The 16,571-nt window shown below is 49.8% G+C and carries 16 protein-coding genes; 14 read left to right on the forward strand and 2 right to left on the reverse strand.

Annotated features, from left to right (window positions below):
• Positions 1-154 precede the first annotated feature (154 nt).
• Positions 155-385, reverse strand: a complete 231-nt coding sequence (locus tag DW720_RS06000; protein ID WP_022359725.1) for an HPr family phosphocarrier protein — start codon at positions 383-385, stop codon at positions 155-157.
• A gap of 91 nt (positions 386-476) precedes the next feature.
• Between DW720_RS06000 and mtaB the strand changes: the two genes are divergently transcribed.
• Positions 477-1,793, forward strand: coding sequence for a tRNA (N(6)-L-threonylcarbamoyladenosine(37)-C(2))-methylthiotransferase MtaB (gene mtaB / locus DW720_RS06005; RefSeq protein ID WP_118742442.1), 1,317 nt, complete (start codon positions 477-479; stop codon positions 1,791-1,793).
• Between the two features lie 126 nt (positions 1,794-1,919).
• On the opposite strand, the gene DW720_RS06010 is transcribed toward mtaB, so the two are convergent.
• Positions 1,920-2,678 carry a tRNA threonylcarbamoyladenosine dehydratase gene (locus tag DW720_RS06010; RefSeq protein WP_118467410.1) on the reverse strand — a complete coding sequence of 253 codons (759 nt, stop codon included), beginning with the start codon at positions 2,676-2,678 and terminating at the stop codon, positions 1,920-1,922.
• A gap of 703 nt (positions 2,679-3,381) precedes the next feature.
• Here DW720_RS06010 and cysK point away from each other — a divergent pair.
• The 13 genes from cysK (at position 3,382) to recO (ending at position 16,557) form a co-directional block, all read left to right on the forward strand.
• The gene (gene cysK / locus DW720_RS06015) at positions 3,382-4,317 is read left to right on the forward strand and encodes a cysteine synthase A (RefSeq protein WP_107001595.1); all 936 of its coding nucleotides are present in this window, start codon (positions 3,382-3,384) and stop codon (positions 4,315-4,317) included.
• Positions 4,318-4,589: 272 nt separating this feature from the next.
• Positions 4,590-5,759 (forward strand): ATP-binding protein, encoded by a 1,170-nt coding sequence (locus DW720_RS06020; protein ID WP_107001594.1) that lies wholly within the window; start codon positions 4,590-4,592, stop codon positions 5,757-5,759.
• Between the two features lie 110 nt (positions 5,760-5,869).
• A complete protein-coding gene (locus tag DW720_RS06025; protein ID WP_022359731.1) occupies positions 5,870-6,133 on the forward strand; it encodes an IreB family regulatory phosphoprotein in 264 nt (87 codons plus the stop codon).
• Positions 6,134-6,240: 107 nt separating this feature from the next.
• Positions 6,241-6,678 (forward strand): Holliday junction resolvase RuvX, encoded by a 438-nt coding sequence (ruvX, locus tag DW720_RS06030; protein WP_118293431.1) that lies wholly within the window; start codon positions 6,241-6,243, stop codon positions 6,676-6,678.
• Between the two features lie 56 nt (positions 6,679-6,734).
• Positions 6,735-7,037 (forward strand): DUF1292 domain-containing protein, encoded by a 303-nt coding sequence (locus tag DW720_RS06035; protein ID WP_107001592.1) that lies wholly within the window; start codon positions 6,735-6,737, stop codon positions 7,035-7,037.
• A gap of 34 nt (positions 7,038-7,071) precedes the next feature.
• A complete protein-coding gene (locus tag DW720_RS06040) occupies positions 7,072-8,739 on the forward strand; it encodes a ribonuclease J (RefSeq protein WP_118749368.1) in 1,668 nt (555 codons plus the stop codon).
• Positions 8,740-8,769: 30 nt separating this feature from the next.
• Positions 8,770-9,183, forward strand: coding sequence for an aminodeoxychorismate lyase (locus tag DW720_RS06045; protein ID WP_117795094.1), 414 nt, complete (start codon positions 8,770-8,772; stop codon positions 9,181-9,183).
• On the forward strand, positions 9,170-9,811 hold the full coding sequence (locus DW720_RS06050; protein ID WP_022359735.1) for an O-methyltransferase: 642 nt from the start codon (positions 9,170-9,172) through the stop codon (positions 9,809-9,811). Before DW720_RS06045 ends, DW720_RS06050 begins: the two co-directional genes overlap by 14 nt.
• 14 nt (positions 9,812-9,825) lie before the next feature.
• Positions 9,826-11,064, forward strand: a complete 1,239-nt coding sequence (locus DW720_RS06055) for a U32 family peptidase (protein WP_118467416.1) — start codon at positions 9,826-9,828, stop codon at positions 11,062-11,064.
• Between the two features lie 34 nt (positions 11,065-11,098).
• On the forward strand, positions 11,099-11,911 hold the full coding sequence (locus tag DW720_RS06060; RefSeq protein WP_107001589.1) for a YdcF family protein: 813 nt from the start codon (positions 11,099-11,101) through the stop codon (positions 11,909-11,911).
• 115 nt (positions 11,912-12,026) lie between these two features.
• The gene (locus DW720_RS06065) at positions 12,027-14,945 is read left to right on the forward strand and encodes an insulinase family protein (RefSeq protein ID WP_118749369.1); all 2,919 of its coding nucleotides are present in this window, start codon (positions 12,027-12,029) and stop codon (positions 14,943-14,945) included.
• Positions 14,946-14,971: 26 nt separating this feature from the next.
• On the forward strand, positions 14,972-15,889 hold the full coding sequence (era, locus tag DW720_RS06070) for a GTPase Era (RefSeq protein WP_022359739.1): 918 nt from the start codon (positions 14,972-14,974) through the stop codon (positions 15,887-15,889).
• Positions 15,890-15,909: 20 nt separating this feature from the next.
• Complete coding sequence (gene recO / locus DW720_RS06075) at positions 15,910-16,557, forward strand: DNA repair protein RecO (protein WP_022359740.1); 648 nt, start codon at positions 15,910-15,912, stop codon at positions 16,555-16,557.
• The last annotated feature ends 14 nt before the right edge of the window (positions 16,558-16,571 follow it).

The following is a 16,571-nucleotide window of genomic DNA, read 5'->3' on the forward strand; positions in this document are numbered from 1 at the left end:
TCATATAAAATAGAGGATTTGGAGGAACAACGATAATCCAGAGAAGCCGCTGGAGCCGTTCTTCCAAATCTAAAAAAGAACCGCTGCAAAGCGCGTTGCTTAACAGCGGTTTTTTTCGTTTCAAACAGAACCATCTCGATCGTTCTAATGGTTGCTATACAATGTACGGAGCCAGTGTCGTTAAGATCTCGTCAATCTGGTTCTCAGAATGGATGTTTAAATCAATCGGTTTGGACAGATCCAGACTGAAGATACCCATGATGGATTTAGCATCAATCACATAACGTCCGGAAACAAGGTCAAAATCTACGTCGAACTTCGCTAAGTCGTTGACGAAGGATTTAACTTTATCGATCGAGTTTAAAGAAATACGAACTGTTTTCATGAAAAAAACCTCCTCTATCTACAATAATACTTTTATACTACAAAGTAATCTGACAAAAGTCAAGAGAGGATTCAATTTAAAGGAGATAAAAATGAGAAAAGCGGCATTCCACAATCTGGGCTGCAAGGTGAACTCATATGAGACGGAAGCCATGCAGCAGCTCTTAGAGGATGCAGGATATGAGATTGTGCCGTTCCGGGAAGGAGCGGATGTTTATATTATCAACACGTGTTCCGTGACAAATGTCGCCGACCGGAAATCGCGCCAGATGCTGCACCGGGCAAAGAAAATGAACCCGTCGGCGGCTGTTGTGGCGGTCGGCTGTTATGTGCAGGCAGCAGGCGCGGAGCTAAAAAAAGATGAGGCGGTCGATCTGATCGTCGGCAATAACCAGAAAAAAGATCTGGTACAGATTCTGGATGATTATTTTGCAGATCACGAAAATAGCGGTGAGATTCTGGATATCGGACATTCACAGGAATACGAAGAACTCCATATCCGCCGGATTGCTGACCATACGCGTGCCTTTATCAAGGTACAGGACGGCTGCAACCAGTTTTGCAGCTATTGTATTATACCATATACGAGAGGACGCGTCCGCAGCCGCCGCCCGGAGGACATCGAGCGCGAGGTGCGCGGGATTGCGGAAGCCGGATACAAGGAAATTGTCTTGACAGGTATCCATTTAAGCTCCTATGGTGTCGATTTCAAGGATGAGCAGAAAGAAAATCTGCTGACTTTAATCAAACGTCTCGACCAGATTCCGGGCATTGAGCGCCTGCGCCTTGGTTCTCTTGAACCACGTATCGTAACCCGCGAATTTGCCAAAGAGCTGGCGAGTCTGCGGACCATCTGCCCGCACTTCCATCTGTCACTCCAGAGTGGCTGTGACGCGACCTTAAAGCGCATGAACCGCCGCTACAATGCTGCTGAATACCAGGTGTGCTGTGAAATTCTGCGGGAAGAATTTGACAATCCGGCGATCACGACCGATGTCATCGTAGGATTCCCGGGTGAGACCGAAGAAGAATTTGCTGAAACAGAGCGCTTCTTAAAAACGATCCATTTCTACGAGATGCATATATTCAAATACTCCCGCCGCGCAGGCACCCGCGCCGCCGATATGCCGGATCAGGTATCAGAAGGAACCAAATCTGTCCGCAGCGATATCCTGCTGGCACTGGAAAAACAGCAGTCCTTAGAATACCGCGGGCGCTTCCTCGGAACTGAAGAAGAAATCCTTCTCGAAGAACCCATCGAGATCGACGGAACTAAATACATGATGGGACACACCCGCCAGTACGTCAAAGGTGCCGTTCCATACGAAGAAGGATTAAAAAATAAGACGGTGAAGGGAATCTTCACGAAGGCACTGAATGAAGAGGTGCTTTTACTGGAAAGTGAATAGAAGACCGTAAACGAAAAAACCAATGATACCCCCAAGATGGGATTCATTGGTTTTTTACATACATATAAAATTTCAAAAAATGACATAAATAGAATATATCGACTTAATAAATTAACCAGTAAGCAATCAATGAACCCCGACGAGATCCTTAATAACCTCCCCGGCAATAATCAGTCCCACTACTGATGGTACAAACGAGATACTACCCGGAATCTGCCGTCTGTCGGTACATTTACGGGCGGTTCCCGGCGGGCAGACACAGTGGGAACGGCAGGAGATTGCCATATCATCGCCCGGAGTCAAGGGTTTCTCTTTCGAATAAACCACTTTCAGTTTCTTGATTCCGCGTTTTTTTAGCTCACGCCGCATGACCTTCGCGAGGGGGCAGACGGAAGTCTTATAAATGTCAGTTACCTCAAAGGCAGCCGGATCCAGCTTGTTTCCGGCACCCATCGAGCTGATGATCGGCGTGTGGCTTGCCTCTGCCTGTTCTACCAGCATCAGTTTTCCCGTTACGGTGTCGATTGCGTCGATCACGTAGTCATACTGGGAAAAATCAAATTCCTTCGCGGTATCCGGCATGTAGAATGTCTTGTAGGTGTGGACAACCGCATGCGGGTTGATGGATTTGATGCGTTCCTCAGCGACATCGACCTTGTACTTTCCGATGGTGGAGGTGGTTGCGATGATCTGACGGTTGATGTTGGTTAAGCAGACCTTGTCATCGTCGATGAGATCAAGCGTGCCGACGCCGCTGCGCGCGAGCGCCTCCACCGCATAGCCGCCGACACCGCCGATGCCGAAGATGGCAACGCGGGCTTTCGATAAACGCTCCATGGCATCCCTGCCGAGGAGAAGTTCAGTTCTGGAAAATGAATTTAACATATGATACTCCCTTGTAATATATTCTGTCAGTAGCTTCACAGTCACAACTGTGCTATACTAAATAATAGCAGGCTCTGTTTCTGAACGTTTTTTACCCATCAGTTCGGTATTTTATTGTAAAGGTGCGGTCTGCGTTTGTCAAGAAAGACATGAAGAAACGTAACAAAGTGTGCAAATAATCGTTACTGGGCACGTATGCGTGAACAGTAACAAATAATCAAAAAAAGGTTGACAGATATTGCATAAAGTGATAATATGCCTACTAAGCTGATAGGAAAAAGAAAAGGAGTGAAGATCATGAAAGCAGTCAATGGTTTTGGGATGAATATGATGTGTTGCAGCAATGGTTGTATTTGTATGGATCGATGTTGTTGTCGCATTTGTGTACGCGAAAACCAGAAGGCTGGACTTCGGTAAGCGAGGTTTCCGGGAAAAACGGGTTTCGTGAACCTTTTTATTCATAAGGGTTAAGGATATAGAAAGAGCGCATCCGCGTACACAGAAAAACAAGCAGGACAGGCGGCAGAAAAGCTGGATTGGACGGCGGTAAATGTGTATAGAGGATGGGCTCTTTTCGCATTTTAAACTTCTTTTGAAGCGAGTTTTTCAAATTGGAAAAGAGTTCTGGAAAAAAGAAGAATCTATAGAAATATATAAAAATTAAAAAATATAAAAATCATCACAGATACAGGAGGAAATCATCATGGCAAACATTTATAAGGGAACACTGGGACTGGTAGGAAACACACCGTTAGTTGAGGTTGTGAATGTTGAGAAAGCGCTGGGACTGGAAGCAACGGTTCTGGTAAAACTGGAGTATTTAAATCCGGCTGGAAGCGTGAAGGATCGTATTGCAAAAGGCATGATTGAGGATGCAGAGAAGAGAGGTGTCCTGAAAGAGGGTTCCGTCATCATCGAGCCGACTTCCGGCAATACCGGTATCGGTCTGGCGTCCATCGCAGCAGCGAAGGGATATCGCATCATCCTGACGATGCCGGAGACGATGAGCGTGGAGCGCCGCAACATTCTGAAAGCGTACGGTGCAGAGATTGTCCTGACTGAGGGCGCAAAGGGCATGAAGGGCGCGATCGAGAAGGCAGAAGAGCTGGCAAAGGAGACACCGGGCAGCTTCTTAGCCGGTCAGTTTGTCAATCCGGTCAATCCGGCGGTTCACAGAGCAACCACTGGTCCGGAGATCTGGAATGATACCGACGGAAAGGTTGATATCCTGATCGCAGGCGTTGGTACCGGCGGAACTCTGACAGGTACCGGCGAATACTTAAAATCCCAGAACCCGAATGTGAAAGTCGTAGCGCTGGAGCCGGCTTCCTCCCCGGTATTAAAGACAGGCAAGGGCGGCGCACACAAGATTCAGGGTATCGGCGCCGGATTTGTACCGGATGTACTGAACACTAAAATTTATGATGAGATTTTCGAGGCGGAGAATGAGGATGCATTTGCAGCAGCAAAACTTCTGGCACACAAAGAGGGCATCTTAGTCGGCATTTCCTCCGGAGCAGCCCTGCATGGTGCGATTGAGCTGGCAAAGCGGCCGGAAAATAAGGGGAAAACCATTGTAGCGATTCTTCCAGACAGTGGTGACCGCTATTATTCCACACCACTCTTTACAGAGGACTAGGAGTTACTGGGCACGTATGCGTGAACAGTAATGACTAAGAGACTAATTATAGAAATAGGACTTCCCAGAATGCGGGGAGAGTGTTATAATTAATAGAAAATGAGTTACTGGTTACGTGCGCGTGAACGGTAACAAAGCAGCAGAAAACACAGGACCCGTTTGTTTGGCAGAGCACTGTCAGAGCGGATCCTGTGCTTTTGTTTCATTTCATGAGAATTGTGTCTTATTTCTTAAAGAGGATTTTGCAAATAACGGATACAGGAGAATATACAATGAAAACGATTACGATTGAGGAGCTGGAAGCGTTAAAGGATGCGGAGAAGACGATCGTGGACATCCGCCCGCAGGACCAGTATATGCGCGGAACTTTTCCGGGGGCGGTAAGCCTCCCGGCGTCCCGGCTGGAAGAGCAATATGAGGAAGAAACAGCCAGGTTAGACAAAATGCATCCAGTGTACGTGATGTGCCATACCGGTGAGAAGAGTCAGGAGTGGGTGCGTCGTCTGACCGGAGACGGATTTGACGCGGTCAATGTGGAGGGTGGTTACCGTGCGTGGCTGCGCCTCTCCCTGTCCCGCTTCGTAGGCGGAGAATCCGAGGCGGATCGAGAGGAAAAACGGGCGAGAATTGAGCAGAGTATTATAAAAAAATTCCGAAAGCCGATCTGGCGGGCGTTTACGCGGGCGCTCAACACCTACGACCTGATTCAGGAGGGCGACAAGATCGCAGTCTGTATCTCCGGCGGCAAGGATTCCATGCTGATGGCGAAACTTTTCCAGGAATTGAAAAAACATGGAAAATTCCAGTTTGAAACCGTTTTTCTAGTGATGAATCCGGGCTACAATGCGGATAACTGGAAGATCATCCAGGACAATGCGAAACTTCTCGGCATTCCGCTGACGGTATTTGAGAGCGATATTTTCGACACGGTGGCGACGATCGAACAGAATCCGTGCTACCTTTGTGCCAGAATGCGACGCGGTCACCTCTATGCACAGGCGAAAGCGCTGGGCTGCAATAAAATTGCGCTTGGGCATCATTTTGATGATGTGATCGAGACGATCCTCATGGGAATGCTGTACAGCGGCAAGATTGAGACGATGATGCCGAAGCTGCACAGCCAGAATTTCGAGGGCATGGAGCTGATCCGTCCGATGTACCTTATCAAGGAAGATGCGGTCAAGGCGTGGCGCGATTACAACGGACTGCAGTTTATACAGTGCGCGTGCCGTTTTACTGAAAATTGCGTGAGCTGCGGAGGCGGACGCGGTTCCAAGCGTGATGAGATGAAGGAATTGATCGCCCATTTCCGCAAGGAGAGCGACGTGATCGAGAAAAATATCTTTAAGAGTGTCCACAATATCAACTTAAAGACTGTGATCGGTTACCACAAGGACGATTGGACGTACAATTTCCTGGATGATTATAATGATAAAAAATAACTTGCCGAATGGGGTAAAGTAGAGTAAAATAAAAAAGAGTAGTTTACCTGCACGCATGGATCAGCAGAGTGACAGAGCGCGGCGGGTATTTAAAAGGACGTGAAGACAAAATGGGTGATATCAGCAATACACAGTTTTTTAGAGCAGTACAGGAAGAGAAGAAGCTGGAGGCAAGCCAGGTTCTGGAACAGGTATATACAGCGCTGACGGAGAAGGGTTACAACCCGATCAATCAGATTGTAGGATATATTATGTCTGGAGATCCGACCTATATTACCAGCCACAAGAGTGCCAGAAGCCTGATTATGAAGGTAGAGCGTGACGAAATTCTGGAAGAGCTTGTGAAGGTATATATTGAGACGAAGCTTCAGTAAAGAGTGGATGCAGCACGGCAATTAAAAAGCGGAAGAGTAAACAGCTGGCGACAACAGTCCAATATCTGACGGGCTGCCAGCTTGTTTTGTTATGGAGAAAATAGAATATGAGAATTATGGGGCTTGATTTTGGATCGAAGACCACGGGAGTGGCAGTCAGCGATCCGTTAGGCATTACAGCACAGGGGATTGAGACGATCACACGGAAGGATGAGAACAAACTTCGCCAGACCTGCGCCCGGATTGAAGAGCTGATCCGGGAATACGAGGTTGGGACGATTGTTTTGGGGTATCCTAAAAATATGAATAATACGCTGGGAGAGCGCGTTGAAAAGACGCTGGCATTTAAAGAGATGCTGGAACGGCGGACGAACCTTCCGGTCGTTATGTGGGACGAGCGCCTGACGACGAATGCGGCGGAGCAGATTCTGATCGAGAGTGGAGTGCGCCGGGAAAACCGGAAGAGCGTGATTGATAAGATTGCGGCAGTATTGATTTTGCAGGGATATTTGGATTTACAGGCACAAGGAAAAGCGGAAGAATAAATTATCAGTGATAAAAATCAATGATTGAAAATAAAGAATAGAAGGAGAATCGTAGAATGGGAAACCTGGATTCAATGTTAGATGAACTGAATAATATGGAAAACAGCATCACGCTGAGGGATGAGAACGGCGAGGAAGTGAAGCTGTATGTCCTGGAAGAGACAAAGTTAAATGGCGAGTCCTATCTGCTGGCAAGTGATACGAAGGACGGCGATGGAGAGTGCTATCTGTTGAGAGATACATCAAAGCCGGAGGATGCAGAAGCAGCTTACGAATTTGTGGACGATGACGGAGAACTGGAGTATATGTCCAAGGTGTTTGCGGAGCTGATGAGCGATCTGGGCGTTGATATCGAATAAAAATCTAAAAATCGAATTTTTGGAGGTGCATTGATTGAAAAAGGAAACAAATCATAATAAGGTAAAGATCATACCGCTCGGTGGTCTGGAACAGATCGGTATGAATATGACTGCCTTCGAATATGAAGACAGCATTATTATAGTAGACTGCGGTATGGCATTCCCGAGCGACGATATGCTGGGAATCGATCTGGTTATCCCGGATGTATCCTATTTAAAGAACAACATTGACAAAGTCAAGGGCTTTGTGATCACGCACGGACATGAGGACCATATCGGCGCGCTGCCGTATGTACTCCGCGATGTTCCGGCACCGGTATACGGCACCAAACTGACGATCGGACTGATTGAGAATAAATTAAAAGAGCATAATATGATGAAGACCGTCCGCCGCAAGGTCGTAAAGCACGGACAGTCCATCAATCTCGGATGTTTTCGGATTGAGTTTATCAAGACGAACCACAGTATCGCAGATGCATCGGCGCTTGCGATTTTCTCCCCGGCTGGCATTATCGTCCACACCGGCGACTTCAAGATCGATTACACACCGGTATTCGGTGAACCGGCGGATCTGCAGCGTTTTGCCGAGCTTGGAAAGAAAGGCGTGCTGGCGCTGATGTGTGACAGTACCAACGCGATCCGTCCGGGATTTACGATGTCGGAGCGCACCGTCGGCAAGACCTTTGATTCGATTTTTGCAGAGCACAAGAACAACCGGATCATCGTTGCGACGTTTGCTTCCAACGTAGACCGTGTCCAGCAGATCATCAATACGGCATACCACTATGGACGTAAGGTAGTGGTCGAGGGCCGAAGCATGGTCAATGTCATCGGCACGGCGAGCGAACTTGGATACATTAATATTCCGGAAAATACACTGATCGACATTGAACATCTGAAAAATTATAAGAAAGAGGATACCGTCCTTATCACGACCGGCAGCCAGGGCGAGTCTCTGGCGGCCCTGTCCCGTATGGCGGCAGACCTGCACAAGAAGGTTTCGATCATGCCGGGTGACGTGGTTATTTTAAGTTCCACCCCGATTCCGGGCAATGAGAAAGCCGTTGCAAGAGTTATCAACGAGCTGTCGATGAAGGGCGCGGAGGTTATCAACCAGGATACCCACGTATCCGGACATGCCTGCCAGGAGGAGATCAAGCTGATGTACTCCTTAGTTCGTCCGAAATTCTCGATTCCGGTACACGGTGAGTACCGCCACCTGATGGCGCAGCGCAACCTGGCAATTTCAATGGGCATTCCGAAGGAAAATGTCATCCTGATGCGCTCAGGTGATGTGATCGAGATCGGGGACGAAGGCTACCGTGTTGCCGACCATGTACAGGCGGGCGGCATCCTGGTCGATGGTCTGGGCATCGGTGATGTCGGAAATATCGTTCTGCGCGACCGCCAGAACCTGGCACAGAATGGTATCATTATTGTGGTACTGACGTTGGAGAAATACAGCAACCAGCTCTTAGCGGGACCGGATATCGTGTCCCGAGGTTTCGTCTATGTGCGTGAGTCCGAGGATCTGATGGAAGAGGCACAGAGAATCGTGGATGAAGCCGTACAAGGCTGTCTTGAGAAGCACGTGAGCGACTGGGGCAAGATCAAGAACATTATCCGCGACAGCCTGAGTGATTTCCTATGGAAGAAGATGAAGAGAAATCCGATGATTCTTCCGATCATCATGGAAGTGTAGAAGACTGCAAAAGCAGCACGGAGGTGGAATATGAGCCGGACATCTGGGGAACCCCATATCGCAGTATCAATTCTGGACAGTGTGTTCCGGATCGTTTTTCTGGTACTGACACTGTTTCTGCTCTATGAGGGCGCAACGAAGGGTTACTGGCTGGGGCATGAGATATTTAACCCGACCGCAGTTGAGGCAGAGCCGGGAAGAATGAGAACGGTTACCATCGAGGAAAGCGAAAGCACCTCCGAGGCAGGCGAGGCGCTGGAACGCGTCGGTTTGATTAGGAGCCGCGTGGTCTTTGTGCTGCAGGCAAAGATTTATGAATACAAGATATATCCGGGAACCTATCAGTTCAGCACCGCCCAGACTTCTCTGGAGATGCTGAAGGAGATGGATGAGGCGGCAGCTTCTGCCGCCAGCCCGGAGGAGGATAAAAGTGATAGTAAATGACAGAATTACCGCCTATATCCAGTCGTTGGACGCGGGCAACGGACCGCTGCTCGACTCGATAGAGGAAGAAGCGCTGGCTGACTGCGTGCCGATCATCCGCAGGGAGACCTCCGCATTTCTGAAAACACTGATTGCTCTCAAGCGCCCGCAGTCGATTCTGGAGGTAGGAACGGCTGTGGGCTATTCGGCTTTACTGATGAGCCGTGTGATGCCGGAAAACTGCCGGATCACGACGATTGAGAAGTACGAAAAAAGAATACCGATTGCCAAGCGCAATTTTGAAAGGGCAGGAAAAGAGCCGTGCATTACTTTACTGGAAGGCGATGCGGAAGAGATACTGGGGACGCTTTCCGGCCCTTATGATTTTATATTTATGGATGCGGCTAAGGGGCAGTATATGCACTGGCTGCCTCAGATTTTGCGTCTGCTGCCGTCCGGCGGCGTTCTTCTGTCGGACAATGTCTTACAGGACGGCGATATCGTGGAATCCCGCTATGCGGTCGAGCGCCGCAACCGGACGATCCACACGCGGATGCGCGATTATTTATATGAACTGACACACATGAAAGAATTTGAGACGTCTGTCATTCCGATCGGGGATGGCGTGGCGTTAAGTGTAAAGCGATAAAAGAAAGGAAAAACATGAGAAAACTGGAACTTTTAATCCCGGCGGGCAGCCTGGACGTCCTCAAGACGGCGGTCCTTTACGGAGCCGATGCGGTCTATCTGGGCGGCGAGGCGTTTGGTCTGCGGGCAAAGGCGAAGAATTTTACGAACGAAGAGATCAAAGAGGGCATTGCGTTCGCCCATGAGCGCGGCGTCAAAGTATATATTACAGCAAATATTTTTGCACATAATGATGATTTAGCCGGTGTGGAAGAATATTTCACAGAACTGAAAGAAATCAAGCCGGATGCGCTGATCATTTCCGATCCGGGTGTTTTTGAGATTGCCAGACGCATTCTCCCGGAGATGGAGATCCATATCAGCACACAGGCAAATAATACAAACTACGGGACGTTCCTTTTCTGGTATAAACAGGGCGCGAAGCGCGTGGTAACGGCGCGGGAGCTGTCCTTGAAGGAGATTCGCGAGATCCGCGAACATATTCCGGAGGATATGGAGATCGAGAGCTTCATCCACGGAGCGATGTGCATTTCCTATTCAGGACGATGTCTTCTCAGCAATTTTCTGACGGGGCGCGACGCGAACCAGGGCGCCTGTACTCATCCGTGCCGCTGGAAATATGCGGTGGCGGAGGAGACAAGACCGGGCGAGTGGATGCCGGTCTATGAAAATGAGCGCGGCAGCTATATTTTCAACTCCCGCGACCTGTGCATGATTGAGCACATTCCGGAGATGGTCGAAGCAGGAATCGACAGCTTCAAGATCGAGGGACGCATGAAGACAGCACTCTATGTGGCAACCGTGGCGAGAACCTACCGAATCGCAATCGACGATTATCTGGAAAGCCCGGAAAAATACCAGTCCAAGATGGAGTGGTATAAGAGTGAGATCCGCAAATGTACCCACCGGGAATACATCACCGGATTTTATTTCCATAAACCGGGTACCGAGTCGCAGGTATACGGAAGCAATACTTATGTAAAACCGTACACCTATCTGGGAACGGTCGGCGCTGTGCGCGGGGATGGCCTGGTTCATCTGGAGCAGAAGAATAAATTCAGCGTGGGAGAGACGATCGAGATCATGAAGCCGGACGGACGTAACCTGCGTGTGGAAGTGAAAGGCATCTTTACTGAGGATGGAACCGCGCAGGAGAGCGCACCGCACCCGAAGCAGCAGCTCTGGGTAGACTTAGGCGGTATGGCAAAGCCGCAGGATATCCTGCGGCGTGAGGACGAAGCGCTGGATTTGTAAAGGTGCGGCTGGATGGACATCAGGAGGATGACAGATGGTTTGGTTTTTAGGAGGAACGGCGGTCCTGTGCCTGTTATATTATATCATAATTGTTATTTATTCAGGTGTTTCGACTTCGTTTGCCTTGATCTGGCCCTGCTTGGCGATCTTTTTGGGACTTCTGGCGGCTGGATGGTGGTTTGGTAGCCAGCATGAGGGCAGAATCCCCGTGTGGATCGGCGTTTCCGTCGGGACAGTATGTGCGGCGGGATTTCTGATTCTGGTGATCACGGAGGTTTTGATCGGCTGGAGCGCCATTACGGCGACGGGACAGCCGGCGGACTATGTGATCGTGCTGGGAGCACGTGTGCGCGGCACCAAGATCAGCAATTCCCTAAAGCAGCGTCTGGATCGGGCGATCGAGTATTCGGAGGAATATCCGAACACGGTTCTGGTGCTTTCCGGCGGAAAAGGTCCGGGCGAGGAGATCAGCGAGGCGCGGGCGATGTACGAATATTTACAGTACAACGGGATTCCGGAGGATAAGCTGCTGATTGAAGACCAGTCCTCCGACACGGTGCAGAACATCGAGTTCAGCCGGACGGTGATCGACCGGCAGGAATACAACAAGGCGCAGGCGGCGCGGGCACACCTGATGGAGTTTTACCGTGAGCGCCCGGACGGCGATACCATCCGGATCGGGATTCTGACAAGCAATTACCATGTGTTCCGGGCGGAGGCGATCGCGCGCAGACAGGAGATCGAGCCGGTCGGCGTGGCAGCTGCGTGCGACCCGGTGCTGGCGGTGCACCTGTGGCTGCGGGAGGCATTTGCCGTACTAAAAGACAAATTTATGGGAAGACTGTAAAAAAAGAAGAAAAAAAGGTGCGATTCAACGTTACTGTTCACGTATGCGTGAACAGTAACGATTCAACAGATGTCTGTATGCGCTGTGGAATCGTTTCAGAGAAAGGAAAGGCAGCATGACAGTAAAAGATTTGAAGAGCTATCAGATCGTGAATGAAAAACACGTAAAAGAGCTGAATTCTGATGGGATTCTTCTGGAACATAAGAAGACGGGAGCGAGAGTGTTCCTGCTCTCGAATGACGATGAGAATAAGGTGTTCTGCATCGGATTCCGTACCCCGCCATCTGACAGCACGGGTGTGCCGCATATCATGGAGCACAGCGTTTTGTGCGGTTCGGCGAAATTTCCAGTCAAGGATCCGTTTGTAGAGCTGGTGAAGGGCTCATTAAATACCTTCTTAAACGCGATGACCTACCCGGATAAGACGGTATACCCGGTTGCAAGCTGCAACGACAAGGATTTCCAGAACCTGATGGACGTCTATATGGACGCGGTTCTGCATCCGAATATCTATAAAGAAGAGAAGATTTTCCGCCAGGAGGGCTGGCATTACGAGATGGAGTCGGCGGACAGCCCGATCACGGTAAACGGTGTCGTTTACAATGAGATGAAGGGTGCATTTTCCTCCCCGGAGGGCGTGCTTGACCGCTACACGCAGAACACGCTTTACCCGGATACCTGCTATACGCATGAGTCCGGCGGCGCCCCGGAGGTTATCCCGGAGCTGACCTATGAGGATTTCCTGAATTTCCACCGCAAATTCTACCATCCGTCCAACAGCTTTATCTATCTGTACGGAAATATGGATATGGCAGAGAAGCTGGACTGGCTGGATCGTGAGTATTTAAGCCACTATGACCGTCAGCCGGTGGATTCTGAAATTCACTACCAGAAGCCGTTTGACGCGCCGAAAGACCGTGAGATCTTCTATCCGATCACTGAGGATGAGCCGGAGGATCACGCAACCTACCTGTCGGTTAATACGGTGGTGGGCGACGATCTCGACCCGATTCTCTACATGGCATTTCAGATCCTGGAGTATGTGCTTTTGGATGCGCCGGGCGCCGTTTTAAAGAAAGAACTCATCAACGCCGGGATTGGCCAGGATATCCTGGGAAGCTATGAAAATGGTATTTTACAGCCATATTTTTCTGTCATTGCGAAAAATGCGGATAGCAGCCAGAAAGAGGCATTTTTAAAGACTGTCAAGGCAACGCTTAAGAAGCTGGCAGATGATGGCATCAACCAGAAGAGCCTGCTGGCGGGCATCAACTACTATGAATTCCGCAGCCGCGAGGCAGATTTCGGCAACGCGCCAAAAGGATTGATGTACGGCTTGCAGTGCTTAGATAGCTGGCTGTACGGCGGCGATCCGCTGATGCACCTGGAATATGAGGAGACATTTGCATTCCTCAAAAAAGCAGCAAAGGAAGGATATTTTGAAGAACTGATCCGCAAATATCTCTTAGATAACCCGTTTGAGGCGGTGATCACGGTCAGCCCGAAGCGGGGACTGACGGCGATCGAGGATGAGAAGCTGCGTGAAAAGCTGGAAGCATATAAGAAGAGCCTGGGCGCGGAGGAGATTCAGGCGATCGTGGATGGCACGAAAGAGCTGAAAGAGTATCAGGACACCCCGTCCCCGAAGGAAGATTTAGAGAAGATTCCGCTGTTGAAACGCTCAGATATCCGCAAAGAGGCGGAGAAATTTATCCTGACCGAGCGCGAGATTGGCGGAACCAAGGTGCTGGCACATGAGCTCTTTACCTCAGGCATCGGTTATCTGCGCGTGATGTTCCGTACCGACCGTGTACCATCCAGGGATCTGCCGTATGTGGGACTTTTGAAAGCAGTGCTTGGATTTGTCGATACGACGAAACACACATACAGCGATTTGTCGGATGAGATCAACTTAAATACCGGCGGTATCACGCTCAGCGTCAGCTCCTATGCGGACAGCCGGAAACAGGGCGCGTTTACCGGTATTTTTACCGCGAGTGCCCGGGTGCTGTGCGAGAAGCTGGACTTTGGATTTTCAGCGATCGCGGAGATTCTGCTTGATTCAATCCTTGATGATGAGAAACGTCTCGGCGAGATTGTGGCGGAGACGAAGTCGAAGAGCCAGATGCGTTTAAATCAGGCGGCACATTCAGCGGCAGTGATGAGAGCCAGCTCCTATTTTTCAGCAGAATCGGCATTTGACGACTGCACGGGCGGAATCGGCTTCTACCAGTTCCTTGAAGAGACGGCAAAGCACTTTGAGGAGAAAAAGGGCGAGGTGATCGCGAAATTAAAAGAGACGGCGGCACGCCTGTTTACAAAAGAAAATATGCTGATAAGCTACACGGCAGCAGCCGACGATCAGGCAGGGCTTGAAGCAGCGCTTCCGCTTTTAAAAGAACGTCTTCCACAGGGAGACGGAACCGTTTATCCGTTTGAGTGGAAAAAAGAGAACTTAAACGAGGGCTTCATGACCTCCTCCCAGGTCAATTATCTGGCGCGCTGCGGCAATTTCGTGGAGAAAGGGCTGGCATACAAGGGCACGCTGCGGACGCTGAAAGTCATTCTCGGATATGATTATCTGTGGATCAATGTCCGTGTCAAGGGCGGCGCTTACGGCGTCATGAATGGAGCCGGACGGTTTGGCGACAGCTATTTCGTTTCCTACCGCGATCCGAACCTGCGTGAGACGAATGAGGTTTACGAGGGTATCGTGCCGTATCTGGAGCAGTTTGAGGCAGACGAGCGTGATATGACGAAATTCGTGATTGGAACCATCAGCGACCTTGATGCGCCGCTTCTGTCGCCGTACAAAGGCATTCGCGCCGACGCGGCCTGGTTTACCGGCGTGACGGATGCGATGATCCAGAAAGAGAGAGACGAGATCCTGGCAGTTACTCCGGAGGATATCCGGGAGCTGGCGCCGATTATCAGGGCAGTGCTCAGTGAGCAGAGCATCTGTGCGATTGGAAATGCAGAAAAAGTCAAGGCAAATCAGGATCTGTTTAAGACGGTGAAAAATCTGTTTAACTAAATAAAATGTAAGTGAAAGGAAACAAGATGGCAAATACAGATACAAAAGAGTTTAAATCTGGCTTTGTGACCCTGATCGGGCGTCCGAATGTCGGCAAATCCACGCTGATGAACCACCTGATCGGACAGAAGATCGCGATCACATCTGAGAAGCCGCAGACGACCCGGAACCGTATCCAGACGGTTTACACAGACGAGCGCGGACAGATCATTTTTCTGGACACACCGGGTATCCACAAGGCGAAAAACAAGCTGGGCGAGTACATGGTCAATGTCGCAGAGAATACGTTAAAAGAGGTTGACGTGATTCTCTGGCTGGTAGAGCCGACCACCTTCATCGGGGCAGGCGAGCGTCACATTGCAGAGCAGCTTTCGAAGATCAAGACGCCGGTCATTCTGGTTATTAATAAAATTGATACGGTCAAATCGAAGGAAGAGATTCTGACCTTTATCGCGGCATATAAGGATATTTTGAATTTTGCGGAGATTATCCCGGTTTCGGCTCTCAAAGAGATGAATATCGAGGATGTCAAGAGCAGTATTTTTAAATATCTCCCGGCAGGTCCGCAGTTTTACGATGAGGATACCGTCACCGACCAGCCGATGCGCCAGATCGCAGCGGAGCTGATCCGCGAGAAAGCGCTTCGGATGCTGGACGACGAGATCCCGCACGGCATTGCAGTTGTCATCGACCAGATGAAAGAGCGCCCAAACGGCATCATCGACGTGGATGCAACGATCGTGTGCGAGCGCGATTCCCACAAGGGCATCATCATCGGAAAAGGCGGATCGATGTTAAAACGTATCGGAACCGCTGCCCGGATGGAAATTGAAAATCTGATGGACACGAAGGTCAACCTGAAACTCTGGGTCAAAGTGCGCCGGGAGTGGAGAGACAGCGATATGTATATGAAGAATTACGGATATAACCCGAAAGAAATTTAAGTGAGGGAAGGAAGGGCTGCATGCGAGATTTGATACAGACAACCGGAATGGTGCTTTATGCAGCCCCGGTCGGTGAATTTGATAAACGTCTGATTCTCCTGACGGGAGACCGCGGAAAAATCACGGCATTTGCCCGCGGGGCGAAGCGCACTGGAAGTTTGCTGCGTGCGGCAAGCCGGCCTTTCGCATTTGGAACCTTCACACTTTCTGAGACGCGGGATGCCTACAATCTCTATGGCGCGGAGATCGAAAACTATTTCGAAGGACTTGAACAGGACGTTGAATGCGCCTGCTACGCCTCCTATTTTGCTGAATTCGCCGAATACTTCGGAAGAGAAGGTCTGGAGGCAAGAGAAATGCTGCGATTACTCTACCAGTCCTTCCGCGCCCTCCTAAAACCCGCACTCCCCAACAAACTTGTACAGCGCATCTTCGAATTAAAAATCATGGTCATCAACGGCGAATACACCGAAGATCCACCCCTGCGCGCCGGAGACTCCGCACGCTACGCCTGGCAGTACGTCATCTACGCGCCGATCGAGAAGTTGTATACATTTCTTCTGAAAGAAGATGCATTTGCACAATTTGCGGCGAATGTGGAGCGGAATAAGAGGGCATATGTAGATAAAAGTTTTCACTCATTGGAAATATTGCAGACGATTACATAACATACAACTATCCA

The organism is Clostridium sp. AM27-28 (assembly GCF_003480955.1).
In the GTDB taxonomy this organism is placed as follows: Bacteria; Bacillota; Clostridia; order Lachnospirales; family Lachnospiraceae; genus Otoolea; species Otoolea fessa.

Bases quoted from the DNA above. Each gene is read 5' to 3' on its own strand.
- DW720_RS06065 (WP_118749369.1), top strand. From the start codon at position 12,027: ATGACAGTAAAAGATTTGAAGAGCTATCAGATCGTGAATGAAAAACAC.
- ruvX (WP_118293431.1), top strand. From the start codon at position 6,241: ATGAGAATTATGGGGCTTGATTTTGGATCGAAGACCACGGGAGTGGCA.
- DW720_RS06010 (WP_118467410.1), bottom strand. From the start codon at position 2,678: ATGTTAAATTCATTTTCCAGAACTGAACTTCTCCTCGGCAGGGATGCC.
- mtaB (WP_118742442.1), top strand. From the start codon at position 477: ATGAGAAAAGCGGCATTCCACAATCTGGGCTGCAAGGTGAACTCATAT.
- DW720_RS06025 (WP_022359731.1), top strand. From the start codon at position 5,870: ATGGGTGATATCAGCAATACACAGTTTTTTAGAGCAGTACAGGAAGAG.
- DW720_RS06020 (WP_107001594.1), top strand. From the start codon at position 4,590: ATGAAAACGATTACGATTGAGGAGCTGGAAGCGTTAAAGGATGCGGAG.
- recO (WP_022359740.1), top strand. From the start codon at position 15,910: ATGCGAGATTTGATACAGACAACCGGAATGGTGCTTTATGCAGCCCCG.
- DW720_RS06060 (WP_107001589.1), top strand. From the start codon at position 11,099: ATGGTTTGGTTTTTAGGAGGAACGGCGGTCCTGTGCCTGTTATATTAT.
- DW720_RS06045 (WP_117795094.1), top strand. From the start codon at position 8,770: ATGAGCCGGACATCTGGGGAACCCCATATCGCAGTATCAATTCTGGAC.
- DW720_RS06055 (WP_118467416.1), top strand. From the start codon at position 9,826: ATGAGAAAACTGGAACTTTTAATCCCGGCGGGCAGCCTGGACGTCCTC.
- cysK (WP_107001595.1), top strand. From the start codon at position 3,382: ATGGCAAACATTTATAAGGGAACACTGGGACTGGTAGGAAACACACCG.
- era (WP_022359739.1), top strand. From the start codon at position 14,972: ATGGCAAATACAGATACAAAAGAGTTTAAATCTGGCTTTGTGACCCTG.
- DW720_RS06035 (WP_107001592.1), top strand. From the start codon at position 6,735: ATGGGAAACCTGGATTCAATGTTAGATGAACTGAATAATATGGAAAAC.
- DW720_RS06000 (WP_022359725.1), bottom strand. From the start codon at position 385: ATGAAAACAGTTCGTATTTCTTTAAACTCGATCGATAAAGTTAAATCC.